A 15,242-nucleotide genomic window follows, 5' to 3' on the forward strand; every position below is an offset into this window, starting at 1 on the left:
AAGAAGTTAGCCTCCGTGAATATAAACGTCGCAGATTTGTTAAATGGGAATTACATACTGTTATTGTTTGTCGTACTCGCGCTTGGACTTTGCCTCGGTAAATTACGTCTTGGTTCAGTACAACTCGGTAATTCCATTGGCGTTTTAGTAGTTTCCTTATTATTAGGCCAGCAGCATTTCAGCATAAACACGGATGCCTTAAATCTGGGTTTTATGCTGTTTATTTTCTGTGTTGGCGTTGAAGCCGGCCCCAATTTTTTCTCTATTTTTTTTCGCGACGGCAAGAATTATCTGATGCTGGCGTTGGTATTAGTCGGCAGTGCACTGTTGATTGCATTGGGTCTTGGCAAACTGTTTGGCTGGGATATCGGCCTGACGGCCGGGATGCTGGCAGGTTCGATGACCTCCACACCGGTGCTGGTCGGCGCGGGCGATACGCTGCGGCATTCCGGCATGGAGAGCGGGCAGCTTTCCAGCGCACTGGATAACCTCAGCCTCGGTTACGCATTAACGTATTTGATTGGTCTGGTGAGCCTGATTTTCGGCGCGCGCTATTTGCCGAAACTGCAGCATCAGGATTTGCAGACCAGCGCCCAGCAGATCGCCCGCGAGCGAGGGCTTGATACCGACGCGCATCGCAAAGTTTACCTGCCGGTGATCCGCGCTTATCGCGTGGGGCCAGAACTGGTGGCGTGGGCGGATGGCAAAAACCTGCGCGAGCTGGGCATTTATCGTCAGACCGGTTGCTATATCGAGCGTATTCGCCGCAACGGCATTCTCGCTAACCCGGACGGTGACGCGGTGCTGCAAATGGGTGATGAGATTTCACTGGTAGGTTACCCGGATGCGCATGCGCGCCTCGACCCCAGCTTCCGTAACGGCAAAGAGGTGTTCGACCGCGATCTGCTGGATATGCGCATCGTCACTGAAGAAGTGGTGGTGAAGAACCACAACGTTGTCGGTCGCCGCCTGGCGCAGTTAAAACTAACCGATCACGGTTGCTTCCTCAATCGCGTGATCCGCAGCCAGATTGAAATGCCGATCGACGACAACATAGTGCTCAACAAAGGGGATGTGTTGCAGGTCAGCGGCGATGCCCGTCGCGTAAAAACAATCGCCGACCGCATTGGCTTTATTTCGATTCACAGCCAGGTGACCGACCTCCTCGCCTTCTGCGCCTTCTTTATTGTTGGCCTGATGATCGGCATGATCACTTTCCAGTTCAGCACCTTCAGTTTCGGCGTAGGTAACGCCGCAGGTTTACTGTTTGCCGGTATCATGCTCGGCTTCCTGCGTGCCAACCATCCGACGTTCGGCTATATCCCGCAGGGCGCGCTGATGATGGTAAAAGAGTTCGGTCTGATGGTGTTTATGGCCGGCGTTGGCTTAAGCGCCGGTAGCGGCATTAGCAACGGGCTTGGCGCGGTTGGTGGACAGATGTTAATTGCCGGGCTGATCGTAAGCCTTGTGCCAGTGTTGATTTGCTTCCTGTTCGGCGCTTATGTGTTGAAGATGAACCGCGCCCTGCTGTTCGGCGCGATGATGGGGGCACGCACCTGTGCCCCGGCGATGGAGATCATCAGCGATACCGCGCGCAGCAATATTCCAGCGCTGGGTTATGCCGGAACTTATGCGATTGCCAACGTGCTACTGACATTAGCGGGGACACTGATCATCATCATCTGGCCGGGTCTCGGATAAGTCTGAAGCTGAAAAATATTTCAGTTATGCGCAGAACTTTTTTCTGGGGTGTCAGTCATAACTAGTGCCACTGCTTTTCTTTGATGTCCCCATTTTGTGGAGCCCATCAACCCCGCCGATTAGGTTCAAGGTTGATGGGTTTTTTGTTGCCTTTTTTCCAGGTCTGCTTCAAAACGGCATCTTGAACCATATCGCCCACAAGACATAAACCCCGCCAATCATAAAGAACAATCGATATCCCCAAATGATGGCGGATTCCCGGCGCAGGTAGAATTTCAGCGGGTTACGGTGCAAGTTGGCGGCATTGTAGGTTTCATGGAAATGCGTCATTTTCTGCGCGCCTTTGCTGACCAGTGCGATGAAGAAACTCGTCATCATAATCATCAGCACAGCCATATAACCTTTCAGCGCCATGCCGACACTCTTAATGACCCACAGGCTGGTATCTTTATGTACAACGACAACACCCTGCTTTTTCAGAGCGATGGCCGCAAAGCTCAGTACCAGATGCACGGCGATCAGAATGCCAAAATGCTTCGCATTAGTAGCAAATGTGTTCTTTAAGGTGACCCCGAAGATCCAGGCGAAAAACACCACCGACGACACCAACCACATCACTGTATCTAAAATCATTCCTGACCTGTTTGATAGTTAAAAGAGAGCATTAGCGTCGCTATTTTTTCATTAATAACAACATGTTGCACATCAAAGCCCCGCTATCCGCTCAACCATTGTGCGAATCTCTTCACGTTGTAGCGGCTCGCGGTCAACCACAAAGTGCAGCGTCATTCCTTCGATAAAGGCGTCCAACGCGCGTGCCGTCACGGGATCAAACCAGTGCTCCAGCGTGGTCTGGCTGGTGCGCATCCAGTTTTGCATGACACTCTTCAGCGTCGCCTGGCGGCTCATAAATGCATAAAGCTGATACATCAGTTCCATATTGCGCGCAGTGGTGACTTGCGCGCTGTGAATCAGCCCGGTGATCGCTTCGCATGCCTGCGCGGGGCTGTCGACGCCGTCGAAAAACGCCTGATATTGCGCAGACATCTGCTGCGTAAAGCGATTAAACGCCTCTTCGAGCAGCGCGTCGATGCCGGAAAAATAGTAGGTCATCGAGCCAAGCGGAACATCCGCGCAGCCCGCGATTTTGCGATGCGTTACTGCCTGAATGCCATGCTCAGCAATCATATCCAGCGTCGCTTCAAGAATGCGTTCGCGCCGCTGGGGGTCATTAGGACGTCGGGCCATAAATCCTCTCACTCGTTTATGTACAAATGTACACTTACTTGCTACTGTTTTCGCATCTTTTCATTCATCGATGTGAAGTTATGACTGTTAATGCCTCCCGAAAAGCCCTGCGACACCGCCTGTGGGCGCTGTTTACCTTCTTCTTTTTACCCGGTTTATTAATGGCGTCCTGGGCCACGCGCACCCCGGCAATCCGCGATATTTTATCCGTCTCCACCGCGGAAATGGGCGCGGTGCTGTTTGGCCTGTCGGTCGGTTCAATGAGCGGCATTCTCTCTTCGGGATGGCTGGTCAAACGCTTCGGCGCGCGCAAAGTGATCCGCGCCAGCATGTCATTCTCGGTTATCGGGATGGTGATTTTAAGCATTGCCTTATGGTTCGCCTCTCCGTTGCTGTTCGCTTTTGGCCTCGCTTGCTTTGGCGGCAGCCTCGGAGCGGGAGAAGTGGCGATGAACATTGAAGGCGCCATCGTCGAGCAGGAGATGAATAAAACCGTGCTGCCGATGATGCATGGCTTTTATAGCTTCGGCACCTTAGTCGGCGCGGGTATCGGTATGTCTTTAACTGCTTTCGGCGTCGCGGCGAATGTGCATATTTTGCTGGCTGGCCTGGTAGCAATCGTGCCGATTATATTGGCGATTACTGCTATCCCGGATGGAACCGGGAAAAACTCGGCGGAAGATAATGCGCGCGGCAAACAAGGCAGGCCGTTCTGGCAGGATACACAACTGCTGTTAATTGGCGTGGTGGTGCTGGCGATGGCGTTTGCCGAAGGTTCCGCCAATGACTGGCTGCCGCTTTTGATGGTGGACGGCCACGGGTTCAGCCCCACTTCCGGGTCGCTTATCTACACCGGTTTTACGCTTGGTATGACGACAGGCCGGTTCTGCGGCGGCTGGTTTATTGACCGTTACAGCCGCGTGGCGGTGGTTCGCGCCAGCGCGTTAATGGGTGCATTGGGGATCGGCCTGATTATCTTTGTCGACAGCGCCTGGGTGGCGGGTGTGTCGGTTATTCTGTGGGGACTTGGCGCCTCGCTCGGTTTCCCGCTCACTATTTCGGCAGCCAGCGATACCGGCCCGGATGCGGCCACCCGCGTCAGCGTGGTTGCCACCACCGGCTACTTGGCATTCCTCGTTGGTCCGCCGCTGCTCGGTTTCCTTGGCGAGCACTACGGTTTGCGCAGTGCGATGATCGTCGTGTTAAGTCTGGTGCTGGTCGCCGCTCTGGTCGCCCGCGCGGTCGCCAAACCGGCAACAGAAGCGCAGGCCGAACTGGGGTGATAACCCGGCGGCGGCCTGCGTGGCTGCCGCCTTAGCCATCCAGAGAATTTCCCACGCGTTTATCACGCAGGAACACCACCATTAAGCCCAGCCATACTACGCCGTTGAGCAAATTGAAGACGCTGAACAGACCATTGCCGCCGATTAACCAGGCGTGTTTACTGATCTCAATCCCGACGGTAAAGATGAACATCTGCAACATGCCCATCGCTGCTGAAACCGTGCCTTTACTCATCTCGCTGGCAAACAACGTCAGACGCACCAGCCCAGCGTTGGCCAGGCCAATGCCGAAAGCGTAAAGACTCAACCCGGCGGTCATCCACAAATACGCATGCGACGATGCCACCGTAGCGACCGCGGCCAGCAGCAAACCCGCAGCAATCGGCCAGCCGCCTAAAATAATAAGCGAACGCACGGTGCGGCGAGACGTCAGGCGCGCCAACACCAGGTTACCGGCGATTAAGGCGCCGAAAATCGGCACCTGCAACAGCCCATATTCATAGCTGCTAAGCTGCTCGCCGCTGATGATGATAATTGGCGACTGGGCAATCCACGCCAGCAATGGCAGGCTAACAAACCCGGTCGCCAGCGCCCCGGCGACAAAACGCAGGTTTTTCATCACTTCGGCGTAATCGCGCCATAAAGTTTTGAACGAGAGTTTCTCACCGAGCCGGGTGGCAGTTTCAGGCATCGCCCGTTGTAACCCAAAGAAAGAGACCGCCGCCAACATCGCGAAGAGCACAAACATCCCCTGCCACGGCGCGGCATGCACCCACGCGGCGCCGACTAACGGGCCAAGCAGCGGCGCAATCAACGCCACATTCGCCATTAGCGCGGTGATCTTAATGCACACGGCCTCTTCAAAAGACTCCTGTATCGCCGCGTAACCCACCGCGCCAATAAAACAGAGGCTGATGCCCTGCAAAAAGCGCAGCAGCGTAAATTGTTCGATGGTTTGCGCCAGCAGTGTTGCGAGGCAGGTCACGATAAACCACACCACCCCGGTGAGCATGACGGGCCGGCGACCAATTCGGTCGGACAGCGGCCCAAGCAGCCACTGTAAAAACATGCCGCCCGCCAGATAAGCGGTCATTGAGGTCGGCACCCACTCAATCCCCGCGTTGTACTGCTCCACCACCGTCAGCATGCCGGGTTGAATCATATCGTTGCCGATATAGGTGGAGAATTCGTAGAGCACCAGGCAGAGGGGAAATAACAGCGCCCGTCGTCCCAGACGTTGGCCGGAAAGGGTATGGTTTTGCATGCAATCTCTTCATCAATGAAAAATCGCGCAGAGTGTAATCAAAGCGACCCGGCGGCGATAGCGAATTATTTATCAAAAACAGATACCGCACCTTTTCACTCGTTTAAGGTTCGCTTAAGTGACATGGCGTAACGTGAATCCAGGAATCGTCTAACTCTCAGACGAGTAAGACAAAACCGCTTTACCGTGTGCCGCCCCGCTTTTAAGGTGAGCGCTTTACTAAATTTGCATTGTTTCATCAAAGAGTAACAAACCCATGTTAGAGAGCCTGAATTACACCCTGTTCTACTGGATAAACGCCACGCCAGACTCTCCGCGTTGGCTTATCGCGTTAGCCGTGTTTGTTGCAAAAGATCTTATTAATATTGTTCCACTGCTGGCCGCAGGGCTCTGGTTGTGGGGACCGCGCAACCAGGTGACCGCGCAGCGCCATCTGGTGATTAAAGTGGCGCTGGCAATTATCGCCAGCCTCACGCTTTCATGGATTTTAGGCCATACCTTCCCGCACGATCGGCCTTTTGTTAATCATGTGGGTTACAACTTCTTGCCGCACTCGGCGGATGACTCATTCCCGAGCGATCACGGGACGGTGATGTTCACCTTCGCTGTCGCTTTCCTCGCCTGGCACCGTTTTTGGTCCGGCGCGGTGCTGATGGTTATCGGTCTGGCGATTGCCTGGTCGCGGGTGTTTTTGGGTGTCCACTGGCCGATGGATATGCTCGGTGGTCTGTTGGTGGGAATGTGCGGTTGCCTGACGGCACAAATCCTGTGGCAGCGCTTTGGCACGGTGCTTTACCGCAGTGTGCAGCAGCTTTACCGCCTCTGTTTTGCCGTATTGATCCGCCGCGGCTGGGTACGTGACTAAGCGCCAGGGCGCAGGTAAGATGAACGCCCTGCTCAATGCAGGGCTTTCTTTTATTCAGGTGAGATATGGAAACAAGACGCGACGACCGAATAGACCAGCTATTAGATGCGCTTAAGCGTAGCGACAAACTGCATCTCAAAGAGGCAGCCACGCTGCTTGGCGTTTCCGAGATGACCATTCGCCGCGATCTCAGCACCAACAGCGCGCCCGTCGTTTTGCTTGGCGGTTACATTGTGCTGGAACCGCGCTCCGCCAGCCATTATCTGCTGAGCGATCAAAAAAACCGGCTGGTGGAAGAAAAACGTCGCGCGGCAAAACTCGCCGCAGGCCTGTTGCAACCGCATCAAATGGTTTTTTTTGACTGCGGCACAACCATGCCGTGGGTTATCGACGCCATCCCTCACGATTTGCCATTTACCGGCGTCTGCTACTCCCTGAACACCTTTCTGGCATTGCAGGAAAAACCGCTCTGCCGCGCGATTCTGAGCGGCGGCGAGTTCCACGCCAGCAACGCGGTTTTCAAGCCGTTGAACTTCAACGAAACGCTGAGCAACCTGCGCCCGGATATCGCCTTTTATTCGGCGGCCGGCGTCCACGCGCAACAGGGCGCGACCTGTTTTAATCTTGAAGAGTTGCCGGTCAAGCACTGGGCGATGTCCAGCGCGCAATACCACGTGCTGGTGGTCGATCACAGTAAATTTGGCAAAGTTCGCCCGGCCAGCATGGGGCCACTAAACCGTTTTAACATGATTATCAGCGATTGCCGCCCGGACGAAAGCCTGGTGAATGCGGCGAAAAGCCAGCATATCAAACTGCTGTACTAACCGTGCCCGCCAGGGCACGGCTATTGCGCACTCAGGAGAACCAGCTGCCAAACCACTGGTGGAACTTCAGCAGGACAAAATCCCACATCCGCCCTAAGAAACCGGCTTCGTTCACCGCTTCCATCACCACCAGCGGACGCTGTTCAATGGTTTTGCCATCCAACTGGAAGTCAATGGTGCCCACGACCTGCCCTTTGCTCAGCGGCGCTTCAAGCTGCGGCTGCGTTAAGGTATAGCTCGCTTTCAACTTGTTTAACTGCCCTTTGGGGATGGTAATCGAGCCGCTGTCGCCCGCGCCCAGCTTCACTTCGCTGTTATCACCGAACCACACGCGCTGGTTAACGAAAGCCGCATCAGGCTTGATAGGCGTCACGGTATCGAAGAAACGGAAACCCCAGGTGAGCAATTTTTCCGACTCATTAAAGCGAATGCGGTCGGTTTTCGCCCCCAGCACCACGGAAATCAACCGCATATCGCCCTGCGTTGCCGATGCCACCAGATTGTAGCCCGCGCCTTCTGTGGTCCCGGTTTTCATGCCGTCCACATTCATGCCGGTGTTCCACAACAACCGGTTACGGTTTGGCTGGCGAATTTTGTTAAATGTGAACTCTTTCTCTTTGTGGATGGCGTATTCATCCGGCACATCGCGAATCAAGGCTTTGCCAAGCAGCGCCATATCGCGCGCGGTACTGAATTGCCCCGGCGCGTCGAGCCCGTGGACGGTTTTAAAGGTGGTATTAGTGAGACCCAGTTTCTGCGCATAACTGTTCATCAGGCTGACGAAGGAGTCCTGGCTACCCGCAACGAAATCGGCAATCGCGATGCTGGCATCATTGCCTGACTGAATAATCACACCTTTGTTCAAATCCGCCACTGAAACCTGGTCGCCCGGTTTCAGGAACATCAGCGAAGAACCGCGCAACACCGGATTTCCGGTCGCCCAGGCGTCTTTGCCTACAGTAACGGTGTCGGTGAGATGGATTTTCCCGGCTTTTAGCGCCTGGCCGACCACATAGCTGGTCATCAGTTTGGTCAGGCTGGCAGGATCGAGTTTTTCGTCGGCGTTGCCTTCCGCCAGCACTTTGCCGCTGGCGTAATCCATCAGGATCCACGCCCTGGCATCAACCGGCGGCGCTGTCGGGGTTTGTTCAACTGCATATAACGAAGGAGAGAAAAGTACCAACAGCGCAGAGCCTGCTACCAGGCCGCGAAGGGATAAAGAGAAATGCTTCATATAGGCCACCCGAGTATCCATTCAATAAAACGTCACACACCGTGTCGCAACAAACGGTGAGTAATAGCGCACAAACGAAACGAAAAAAACCGCGACTGGGTAAAGTTATTAAAGTTTATGCAATAACAGCGTGTTGCGCTCCCTTTGTGCAATCTTTTTCTGATCCGTTGCCAGAACGTTAACTTTCGCCCACGATGAATAGCACGAAGACATTCAATTGCGCAGGGGTAAAAATGATAACGCTGTGGGGCAGGAATAATTCAACCAATGTCAAAAAAGTTCGCTGGCTGCTGGAAGAGCTGGAGTTGCCATATGAGCATATTCTGGCGGGCGGGCAGTTTGGCCTTAATCACGATCCCGAGTTTCTGGCGATGAACCCGAACGGCCTGGTGCCGTTGCTGCGCGATGACGAGACCGACATTGTGCTGTGGGAATCCAACACCATCGTGCGTTATCTCGCCGCCCAATACGGTCAGCGCCGCTTGTGGCTTGATGCGCCCGCCGAGCGTGCGCAGGGGGAGAAGTGGATGGATTGGGCGCTCGGCACGTTGGCACCGAAACATGGTCCGCTGCTGATGGGGCTGGTGCGCACGCCGCCGGAAAAACGCGACAACGCCGCACTGGAAACGACAAAGCACGCCCTTGAAGATCTTTTCGCCCTGCTTGATAACGCACTGGCAAAAGAGACGTGGCTTTCCGGCGAGGCGTTCGGCTGTGGCGATATCGCCGTCGGCCCGTTCGTTTACAACCTCTTTAATATCCCTGGTTTGCGCTGGACGCCGCGCCCCCATTTACAACGCTGGTATGCGCAGCTTTGTGAACGGCCGGGGTTCCAGAGCGCGGTCATGATTCCGGTGACCTGAAGAGGGTGATGCCGGAGGTCTGATCGCCGGATGGCTTGATTGCCGGATGGCGGCTACGCCTTATCCGGCCTACGATCCGAGCAATGTTTGTAGGCCGGGTGAGCGATTAGCGCTATCCGGCAACATCACGATGCCGGGCTCACCTTCCACAACTCGCCATCGTTCTCATCGGTTAACACATATAAATACCCATCCGGTCCGACGCGTACATCGCGAATGCGTTGCTTACGATCGCCGAGAATGCGGCCATCTTCGGTCACTTTGTCGCCATTGACCGTCATCACGATCAAATCTTCATCTTTCAGCGCGCCGATAAAGAGTTTGTTTTTCCACTGCGGAAAGGTGTCGGCGTTGTAAAACGCCATTCCGCTGATGGCCGGCGATTTCTCCCAATAGAAGACCGGCTGCTCAGTTCCAGCGACGATCTCGCCTTTCGCTTCCGGGATTTTCAGCCCGCTGTAATTAATGCCCCACGTCGCAATCGGCCAGCCGTAGTTTTTGCCTTTTCCGGGAATATTGATCTCATCGCCGCCGCGCGGACCGTGCTCATTGAGCCACAGCGCGTTGCTCCACGGGTTCATCGCCATGCCCTGCGGGTTGCGAATACCGTATGACCAGATTTCCGGTCGCGCGCCCTGTTTACCGACAAACGGGTTATCGTCTGGCACTTTGCCTTGATCCGTCAGCCGCACCAGCTTGCCCTGCAATTTATCCAGATCCTGCGCCGTTGGGCGTTGGTTATTCTCGCCAAGGCCAATCCACAAATAGCCTTTGCCATCAAACACCAGACGACCGCCAAAATGGTTACCCGTCGAGAGTTTGGGCTGCTGGCGAAACACAGTCTGGAAATCTTCAAGGCGTTTGAAATCCTCGCTCAGGCGACCATAGCCAACGGCGGTTCCGGCTTTGTCGTCATTCCCGGCTTCAGCATAGCTCAGCCATACCCGGCGGGACTGGGTGAAATCCGGCGCCAGCGCCACATCCAGCAAGCCCCCCTGCCCGTGCGCCCAGACTTTCGGCACACCGGTAATAGGATCGGAAAGCCCTTTCCCCTCCTGCCAATGGCGCAACTGACCGCCGCGCAAGGTAATCAACATACCGTGATTATCCGGCAGAAAAGCCAGCGCCCAGGGGTGCTCAAGCTTGGTTTGTAATACATCAACTTTCACCGCCGGAGGCGCGGCAAACACAGAGGTGGTCAGCAACAGTAAGAACAGGGGGACACGGCGCATACTGCACTCCTTTATTAAGCGATGAGACTGGATAAAGGTTAGCCATCAGATGACCGGGCGGGCGGGCTTTTACAAAAGCTTAAATAATAAAGGGGAGTTTCCTCCCCTTATTTCGTCAATCCCGGTCTCAGGCTTCTTCAAGCGGCGAATGCTCGCGAAGATACTGGATGCTGTAATCGAGAATATTCAGCGAACGTTCCAGTTTGTCGACATTGACAGAGATGTAAGTTGGGCAATCTTGTCGCCCGCTCATTAAAGAGACTGCCGCAGAAGAGAGTGCTTCCTCTGCCCGGTACATCGCACTGCGCGAGTCGCTGTCTGCCAACTCTTGCAATCGCTCGCCCTTATCGCGGATCTCAAGAGCCAATGCAAAGCAACTCTCTCGCAGACGATCATTTTCACTGATCGACATATACCCTTTTGCTTTGCGCATCTGGATATACGCCGCAAGGTTAGTTCTGGCGGTAATCAACTTCATCAGCAAACGACGTGCGAGTTCATCAGCGGTCATACTAATACCTCCCTTGTCAGCTATTGGGCAGATTAATATTATGATCGTTTTTTGTACAAAGGTGCGGAACCGGTCAATAATTGTTCACTTCTGACATTCATTTACATTTCACCCCCGGCACACCTTTTATTCCCAACGGGTTGCTTGCATATCAATCACAAAACGGTACTTCACATCGCCTTTCAACATGCGGGCAAATGCGGTTTCGATCGCTTCACCGGCGATCATCTCAATGTCTGCGGTAATGTTGTGTTCACCGCAGAAATCCAGCATCGCTTGTGTTTCCTGGATGCTGCCAATCGACGAACCGATGATGCTCAAACGGCGGAACACCATGGGCGTGACATTCGGCGCGGCATGTGGTTGATCCGGGATCCCCACCAGCACCAGGCGACCATTGGTTTTTAACGTCGCCAGATACGGGTCGAGATTGTGCGGCGCAGGCAAATTAACTAAGGCCTTGGCGAAATAAGGGCAAAGTACCCAACGTCCTTTGCATTTACCGTTCCTGATGATGAAGTTATCAATTCAGGAATCACTGGGCTCAGGCGATCCTGAACCCATTTCCTCGATTTCAGCGTCAATTCCGTTAAACTTATCCTTTTTATTGGTTAACACTTAACAACGGATTACCAAAATTTTTTAGATACGCTTTGCCGAATTCACTCGTTGCATAATCATTTAAATGGCCCACATCGCGATAAAGAGGGATACCATTTATTTCTGTTTTACAAATACCTTCAGGGCACTGTACTTTTTTGGGATCCACAATAATCAATGAAGGATATTTGATCTGAAGAGACGAAAACATCTTATCCGTCCAATTATTGTCACTGACATTAGGGTTCGGATTACAAACACCAGGGATATATTCACTTCTGGTTTTATAGTGTTCATAAAAGCATGTCAAAAAATCTTTTGGCATCGCAAACATTGTTTTTATTAAAATAGGTTTAGCATTAGCGCTAATAATTTCTTTTATTGCTTTCTCGGTCGCCTCTTCAATAACGCCAATCGATTCTGCACGTGTCGATTTGTGGTCAACATCATATCTGACATTAAATGCTGCGTAATTTTCCCAGACCTGAGAAATAATTACATATTTGTATTTTTGGCTGCGGATAGCATCATAATATTGCTTAACATTCTCATGGCAAACCTGGTAATAAGCACCTTTATAAGTATACAGGTCAGAGTGATAAACATTCGGCACAGCCAAACAAAGAGACGTTGCTTTCATATCAACAAGTACATGCGCATCCCGCCCCATTAAATCAAAGAAATTCCAATACTGATTAGAATGAGAATCTCCCATTAATAACGCACGTGTTTCAGATTTCTTATCACCCACCACACAGGCCATATCCGTTCCGACAACGTTTTCATTCATACATTTCTGCCGGTTTTTTAATTGAGTAGACGTCAATACGTGATTAATATAATTCAACGACTTACCGAAACGAATATAGCTAAACCCATCGAAATATTTGCTGACAGGCATAAATACTAATATTGCCAACAATGGCACAATCACCAAATAAAACAGGGATTTGATAAAACCAAGCCGTGGTTTTCTGAAGGGTTTTTCAATACAGTAGTAGCATGCCGTAGCCAGCAGCAACGCAAGAATGAGCCCAGCGATGCGCAAAGGAAGATGATCTTTCCCAAGGTAATGTAATACCGCAAAGATCGGCCAATGAAAGAGATACAGTGAGTAAGAGATCGAACCAATCCATACAAGAGGAGCAAATGACAGGCATTTATTGACCAATGAACCTGCATTAGCTCCACTAATAATTAGCACTGCTGTGCTTAAGCAAACAACCAGTGTATAAACATTAGGGTATCCCAATATAATTTCACCCTTCATTCCCACAAATAGTATCGCGAACAAAGAAATAAGGGAGAGGAAGTTCTGTACCAAAACGTGTGGTTTTCTCATGCTCGATAAATATAAACAACTACCTACCCCGATCATGAACTCAAACAGTCTGAATGCAAAAAAGTAATATGTTTTGGTTGGGTGTGAATATGAATAATGATAAGTAATATAAATGCCTATCACAGTAATAACAACTGCAATAAGTTTTAGCTTTTTTGCATTTATTTTTTTACTTACCAGCAAGCATATAACAGGAAATATAAGATACCATTGCCATTCAATGGATAGCGACCACGTATGCAACAATAACATTGAATTAGCATCGGGTGCAGCATATCCAGTTGTTTCATCACCAAAATATCGGTTGGACACCACTAATATAGTTTGTTTAATACTTTTCAGAAACGGTGCATAATCGGATGGTAGATAAAAAACCGTCGCAATGATTAATGAGAATAAAATCATTGTTAGCATTGCGGGTAAGAGTCGCCACATCCTGCGGAGATAAAACTGACCAAAACTAAATTCACCTGCTTCAATGCTATTCTTTATTATTGTTGAAATAAGAAAACCAGAGATAACAAAGAAAATATCCACCCCGATAAAACCGGAAGGGAAAACAGCAAAACCAGCATGAAAAAAAAGAACCAGCAATACAGCAACAGCCCTTAATCCATCAATATCAGAACGGTACTTCATCCGTAATCCTGCAACTTAAATATAAATTCCGCATTCTACACGAATCACCCAAAATATGGAAAACAGAGATGCTTTGCTACTGCATTCAATAAATGATAAAGCGTTTAGCAACGATTAATCTGCCCTTAATCTAAATATTTATCCTGAAGATCTGTAATTCACTATCGCATTTTCTTCACAACGGATTATTCAACCAACATCCTGTTTAGTACTTTCTGAAAGCATTCACAGGATAAGCAGTCTCTGTGGATCAAGTTCTTTCGAACCGGAGAACACTGGAGTGATGGAATCAAGCATCTCAGACCCAGCAGGCTCGCCATTCCCCTCCTCCGACACACTTTTCCCTAAGTTCAGTACTATCTTCGTAGATAAGCTTTTAATTATTTCTGACATCAGCAGCGGGAAACGTCACAAAACGCATATCGCGAGAAGGGGGAGTAACGATGATCTTGCCTTACATCATTTCGATTTCCGATGAAAGACTGGCGGCCATCCGGGCAAAGGTTGAAGCCTACGACTGGAGCCAATTTCCCGACGCAGGTGGTTGGTCTGCGGGTGTCGGCATTAAAGATCTTAAGCGGCTAATGGCTTATTGGCGCCAGCATTATGACTGGCGCGCCGTTGAGCGAGATCTCAATACATTCCCCCACTTCATTACCAATATCGACGGCAATCACATCCATTTTGTGCATGTGAAAGGTGACGGGACAAAACCGCCAGTCTTGCTGTTGCATGGCTGGCCCGGTAGTTGGCTTGAGTTCAGGGAGATCATCGCCCCGTTGGCGGCCGACGGGCATGACGTCGTTGTCCCCTCGCTTCCCGGTTTCGCCTTCTCGAGGCCTGTTACGTCACCCCTCGGCCCACGAAAAGTCGCCGCGCTGATGCATGAACTGATGGGACGTCTGTTCGCGGATACGCGCTATCTCATTCAGGGCGGTGATTGGGGCCAGGGCATTGCGATATGGGCGGCGCATGACCGCCCGGAGGCGCTGCTCGGTATCCACCTCAATATGCTGGATGTCTTTGCCAGTGATGTTGAACCCCAGAACGACGAAGAGAAAGCCTACGTCGCGAACCGCGAAGTCACTACTGAGTGGGAAAGTGGATACAAGCATGAACAGTCGACGCGCCCCCAGACGCTGGGCGTGGCGATGGCGGACAGCCCGGTCGGCGCGGCAGGTTGGATGCTGGAGAAGTTCGGAAAATGGGCCGACTTGCCAACAACTGAGGACGGCAGCCCGGATATCTGGAGCAAATTCACCGAGGAGCAGTTGCTCACCAACATCATGCTCTATCTTGCGCCAGCCTCTTTCGTGACCGCGACATGGCTCTATTTCGGCACTCGCCTGGAGGGATCGCAGTCGCTGCCCGCCGGCAGTTTCATCCTCGTACCAACAGGCGTCGCGGCGTTTCCGGATCCTGTTTTTGCACCGCCGCCCCGCTCTTTTGCCAATAAGACTTACAACATTGTGCACTGGAGCGATATGCCCAGCGGCGGCCATTTTGCGGCAATGGAAGAGCCACAATTGCTCCTGGCCGATTTGCGAACGTTCATCGCCACAGTGACAGCAACGCACTCCTGAGGATAACGCCGCGCCGGGCAATTTTGCGCATCAGCGCGTGCACGTCCCCCTAT

The 15,242-nt window shown here is 52.0% G+C and carries 13 protein-coding genes and 1 pseudogene; 6 read left to right on the forward strand and 8 right to left on the reverse strand.

What is annotated here, in order from left to right:
* The first annotated feature begins 15 nt into the window (after positions 1-15).
* The gene (locus tag AAEY27_RS14610; RefSeq protein WP_342321364.1) at positions 16-1,701 is read left to right on the forward strand and encodes an aspartate:alanine antiporter; all 1,686 of its coding nucleotides are present in this window, start codon (positions 16-18) and stop codon (positions 1,699-1,701) included.
* Between the two features lie 168 nt (positions 1,702-1,869).
* On the opposite strand, the gene AAEY27_RS14615 is transcribed toward AAEY27_RS14610, so the two are convergent.
* The gene (locus AAEY27_RS14615) at positions 1,870-2,334 is read right to left on the reverse strand and encodes a hypothetical protein (protein WP_342321365.1); all 465 of its coding nucleotides are present in this window, start codon (positions 2,332-2,334) and stop codon (positions 1,870-1,872) included.
* Positions 2,335-2,406: 72 nt separating this feature from the next.
* Positions 2,407-2,949, reverse strand: coding sequence for a TetR/AcrR family transcriptional regulator (locus AAEY27_RS14620; protein ID WP_342321366.1), 543 nt, complete (start codon positions 2,947-2,949; stop codon positions 2,407-2,409).
* 80 nt (positions 2,950-3,029) lie between these two features.
* Between AAEY27_RS14620 and AAEY27_RS14625 the strand changes: the two genes are divergently transcribed.
* Positions 3,030-4,232 carry an MFS transporter gene (locus AAEY27_RS14625; RefSeq protein WP_342321367.1) on the forward strand — a complete coding sequence of 401 codons (1,203 nt, stop codon included), beginning with the start codon at positions 3,030-3,032 and terminating at the stop codon, positions 4,230-4,232.
* Positions 4,233-4,263: 31 nt separating this feature from the next.
* Here AAEY27_RS14625 and AAEY27_RS14630 read toward each other — a convergent pair whose 3' ends face one another.
* The gene (locus AAEY27_RS14630) at positions 4,264-5,496 is read right to left on the reverse strand and encodes an MFS transporter (RefSeq protein WP_342321368.1); all 1,233 of its coding nucleotides are present in this window, start codon (positions 5,494-5,496) and stop codon (positions 4,264-4,266) included.
* A gap of 256 nt (positions 5,497-5,752) precedes the next feature.
* Here AAEY27_RS14630 and ybjG point away from each other — a divergent pair, with 256 nt between their 5' ends.
* Together ybjG and deoR are read left to right on the forward strand one after the other, a co-directional pair.
* The gene (ybjG, locus tag AAEY27_RS14635) at positions 5,753-6,361 is read left to right on the forward strand and encodes an undecaprenyl-diphosphate phosphatase (protein ID WP_342321369.1); all 609 of its coding nucleotides are present in this window, start codon (positions 5,753-5,755) and stop codon (positions 6,359-6,361) included.
* Between the two features lie 65 nt (positions 6,362-6,426).
* Complete coding sequence (deoR, locus tag AAEY27_RS14640; protein ID WP_342321370.1) at positions 6,427-7,185, forward strand: DNA-binding transcriptional repressor DeoR; 759 nt, start codon at positions 6,427-6,429, stop codon at positions 7,183-7,185.
* Positions 7,186-7,216: 31 nt separating this feature from the next.
* Here the strand turns inward: deoR and dacC are convergent, their stop codons facing one another.
* Positions 7,217-8,419 carry a serine-type D-Ala-D-Ala carboxypeptidase gene (gene dacC, locus AAEY27_RS14645; RefSeq protein WP_342321371.1) on the reverse strand — a complete coding sequence of 401 codons (1,203 nt, stop codon included), beginning with the start codon at positions 8,417-8,419 and terminating at the stop codon, positions 7,217-7,219.
* Between the two features lie 233 nt (positions 8,420-8,652).
* Here dacC and AAEY27_RS14650 point away from each other — a divergent pair, with 233 nt between their 5' ends.
* Positions 8,653-9,282 carry a glutathione S-transferase family protein gene (locus AAEY27_RS14650; RefSeq protein WP_342321372.1) on the forward strand — a complete coding sequence of 210 codons (630 nt, stop codon included), beginning with the start codon at positions 8,653-8,655 and terminating at the stop codon, positions 9,280-9,282.
* A gap of 125 nt (positions 9,283-9,407) precedes the next feature.
* On the opposite strand, the gene AAEY27_RS14655 is transcribed toward AAEY27_RS14650, so the two are convergent.
* From AAEY27_RS14655 to AAEY27_RS14670, 4 genes and pseudogenes are all read right to left on the reverse strand, one after another.
* Positions 9,408-10,514, reverse strand: coding sequence for a PQQ-dependent sugar dehydrogenase (locus tag AAEY27_RS14655; protein WP_342321374.1), 1,107 nt, complete (start codon positions 10,512-10,514; stop codon positions 9,408-9,410).
* A 127-nt stretch (positions 10,515-10,641) separates the two neighbouring features.
* Positions 10,642-11,025: a biofilm formation regulator BssR gene (locus tag AAEY27_RS14660; protein WP_342321375.1), complete on the reverse strand. Its 384-nt coding sequence runs from the start codon at positions 11,023-11,025 to the stop codon at positions 10,642-10,644.
* 126 nt (positions 11,026-11,151) lie between these two features.
* Positions 11,152-11,466: pseudogene (locus AAEY27_RS14665) on the reverse strand (zinc-binding dehydrogenase); the annotation flags it as partial.
* A gap of 163 nt (positions 11,467-11,629) precedes the next feature.
* Positions 11,630-13,606 carry an acyltransferase family protein gene (locus tag AAEY27_RS14670; RefSeq protein WP_342321376.1) on the reverse strand — a complete coding sequence of 659 codons (1,977 nt, stop codon included), beginning with the start codon at positions 13,604-13,606 and terminating at the stop codon, positions 11,630-11,632.
* A 443-nt stretch (positions 13,607-14,049) separates the two neighbouring features.
* On the opposite strand from AAEY27_RS14670, the gene AAEY27_RS14675 reads away from it, so the two are divergent.
* Positions 14,050-15,189, forward strand: coding sequence for an epoxide hydrolase family protein (locus AAEY27_RS14675; protein WP_342321377.1), 1,140 nt, complete (start codon positions 14,050-14,052; stop codon positions 15,187-15,189).
* The last annotated feature ends 53 nt before the right edge of the window (positions 15,190-15,242 follow it).

Source organism: Kosakonia sp. BYX6 (assembly GCF_038449125.1).
GTDB classification, from domain to species: Bacteria; Pseudomonadota; Gammaproteobacteria; order Enterobacterales; family Enterobacteriaceae; genus Kosakonia; species Kosakonia calanthes.

Excerpts from the sequence above, each read along its gene's own strand:
- AAEY27_RS14660 (WP_342321375.1), bottom strand. The coding sequence starts at position 11,025 with ATGACCGCTGATGAACTCGCACGTCGTTTGCTGATGAAGTTGATTACC.
- AAEY27_RS14615 (WP_342321365.1), bottom strand. The coding sequence starts at position 2,334 with ATGATTTTAGATACAGTGATGTGGTTGGTGTCGTCGGTGGTGTTTTTC.
- AAEY27_RS14630 (WP_342321368.1), bottom strand. The coding sequence starts at position 5,496 with ATGCAAAACCATACCCTTTCCGGCCAACGTCTGGGACGACGGGCGCTG.
- deoR (WP_342321370.1), top strand. The coding sequence starts at position 6,427 with ATGGAAACAAGACGCGACGACCGAATAGACCAGCTATTAGATGCGCTT.
- AAEY27_RS14650 (WP_342321372.1), top strand. The coding sequence starts at position 8,653 with ATGATAACGCTGTGGGGCAGGAATAATTCAACCAATGTCAAAAAAGTT.
- AAEY27_RS14655 (WP_342321374.1), bottom strand. The coding sequence starts at position 10,514 with ATGCGCCGTGTCCCCCTGTTCTTACTGTTGCTGACCACCTCTGTGTTT.
- ybjG (WP_342321369.1), top strand. The coding sequence starts at position 5,753 with ATGTTAGAGAGCCTGAATTACACCCTGTTCTACTGGATAAACGCCACG.
- AAEY27_RS14620 (WP_342321366.1), bottom strand. The coding sequence starts at position 2,949 with ATGGCCCGACGTCCTAATGACCCCCAGCGGCGCGAACGCATTCTTGAA.
- dacC (WP_342321371.1), bottom strand. The coding sequence starts at position 8,419 with ATGAAGCATTTCTCTTTATCCCTTCGCGGCCTGGTAGCAGGCTCTGCG.
- AAEY27_RS14625 (WP_342321367.1), top strand. The coding sequence starts at position 3,030 with ATGACTGTTAATGCCTCCCGAAAAGCCCTGCGACACCGCCTGTGGGCG.
- AAEY27_RS14675 (WP_342321377.1), top strand. The coding sequence starts at position 14,050 with ATGATCTTGCCTTACATCATTTCGATTTCCGATGAAAGACTGGCGGCC.
- AAEY27_RS14670 (WP_342321376.1), bottom strand. The coding sequence starts at position 13,606 with ATGAAGTACCGTTCTGATATTGATGGATTAAGGGCTGTTGCTGTATTG.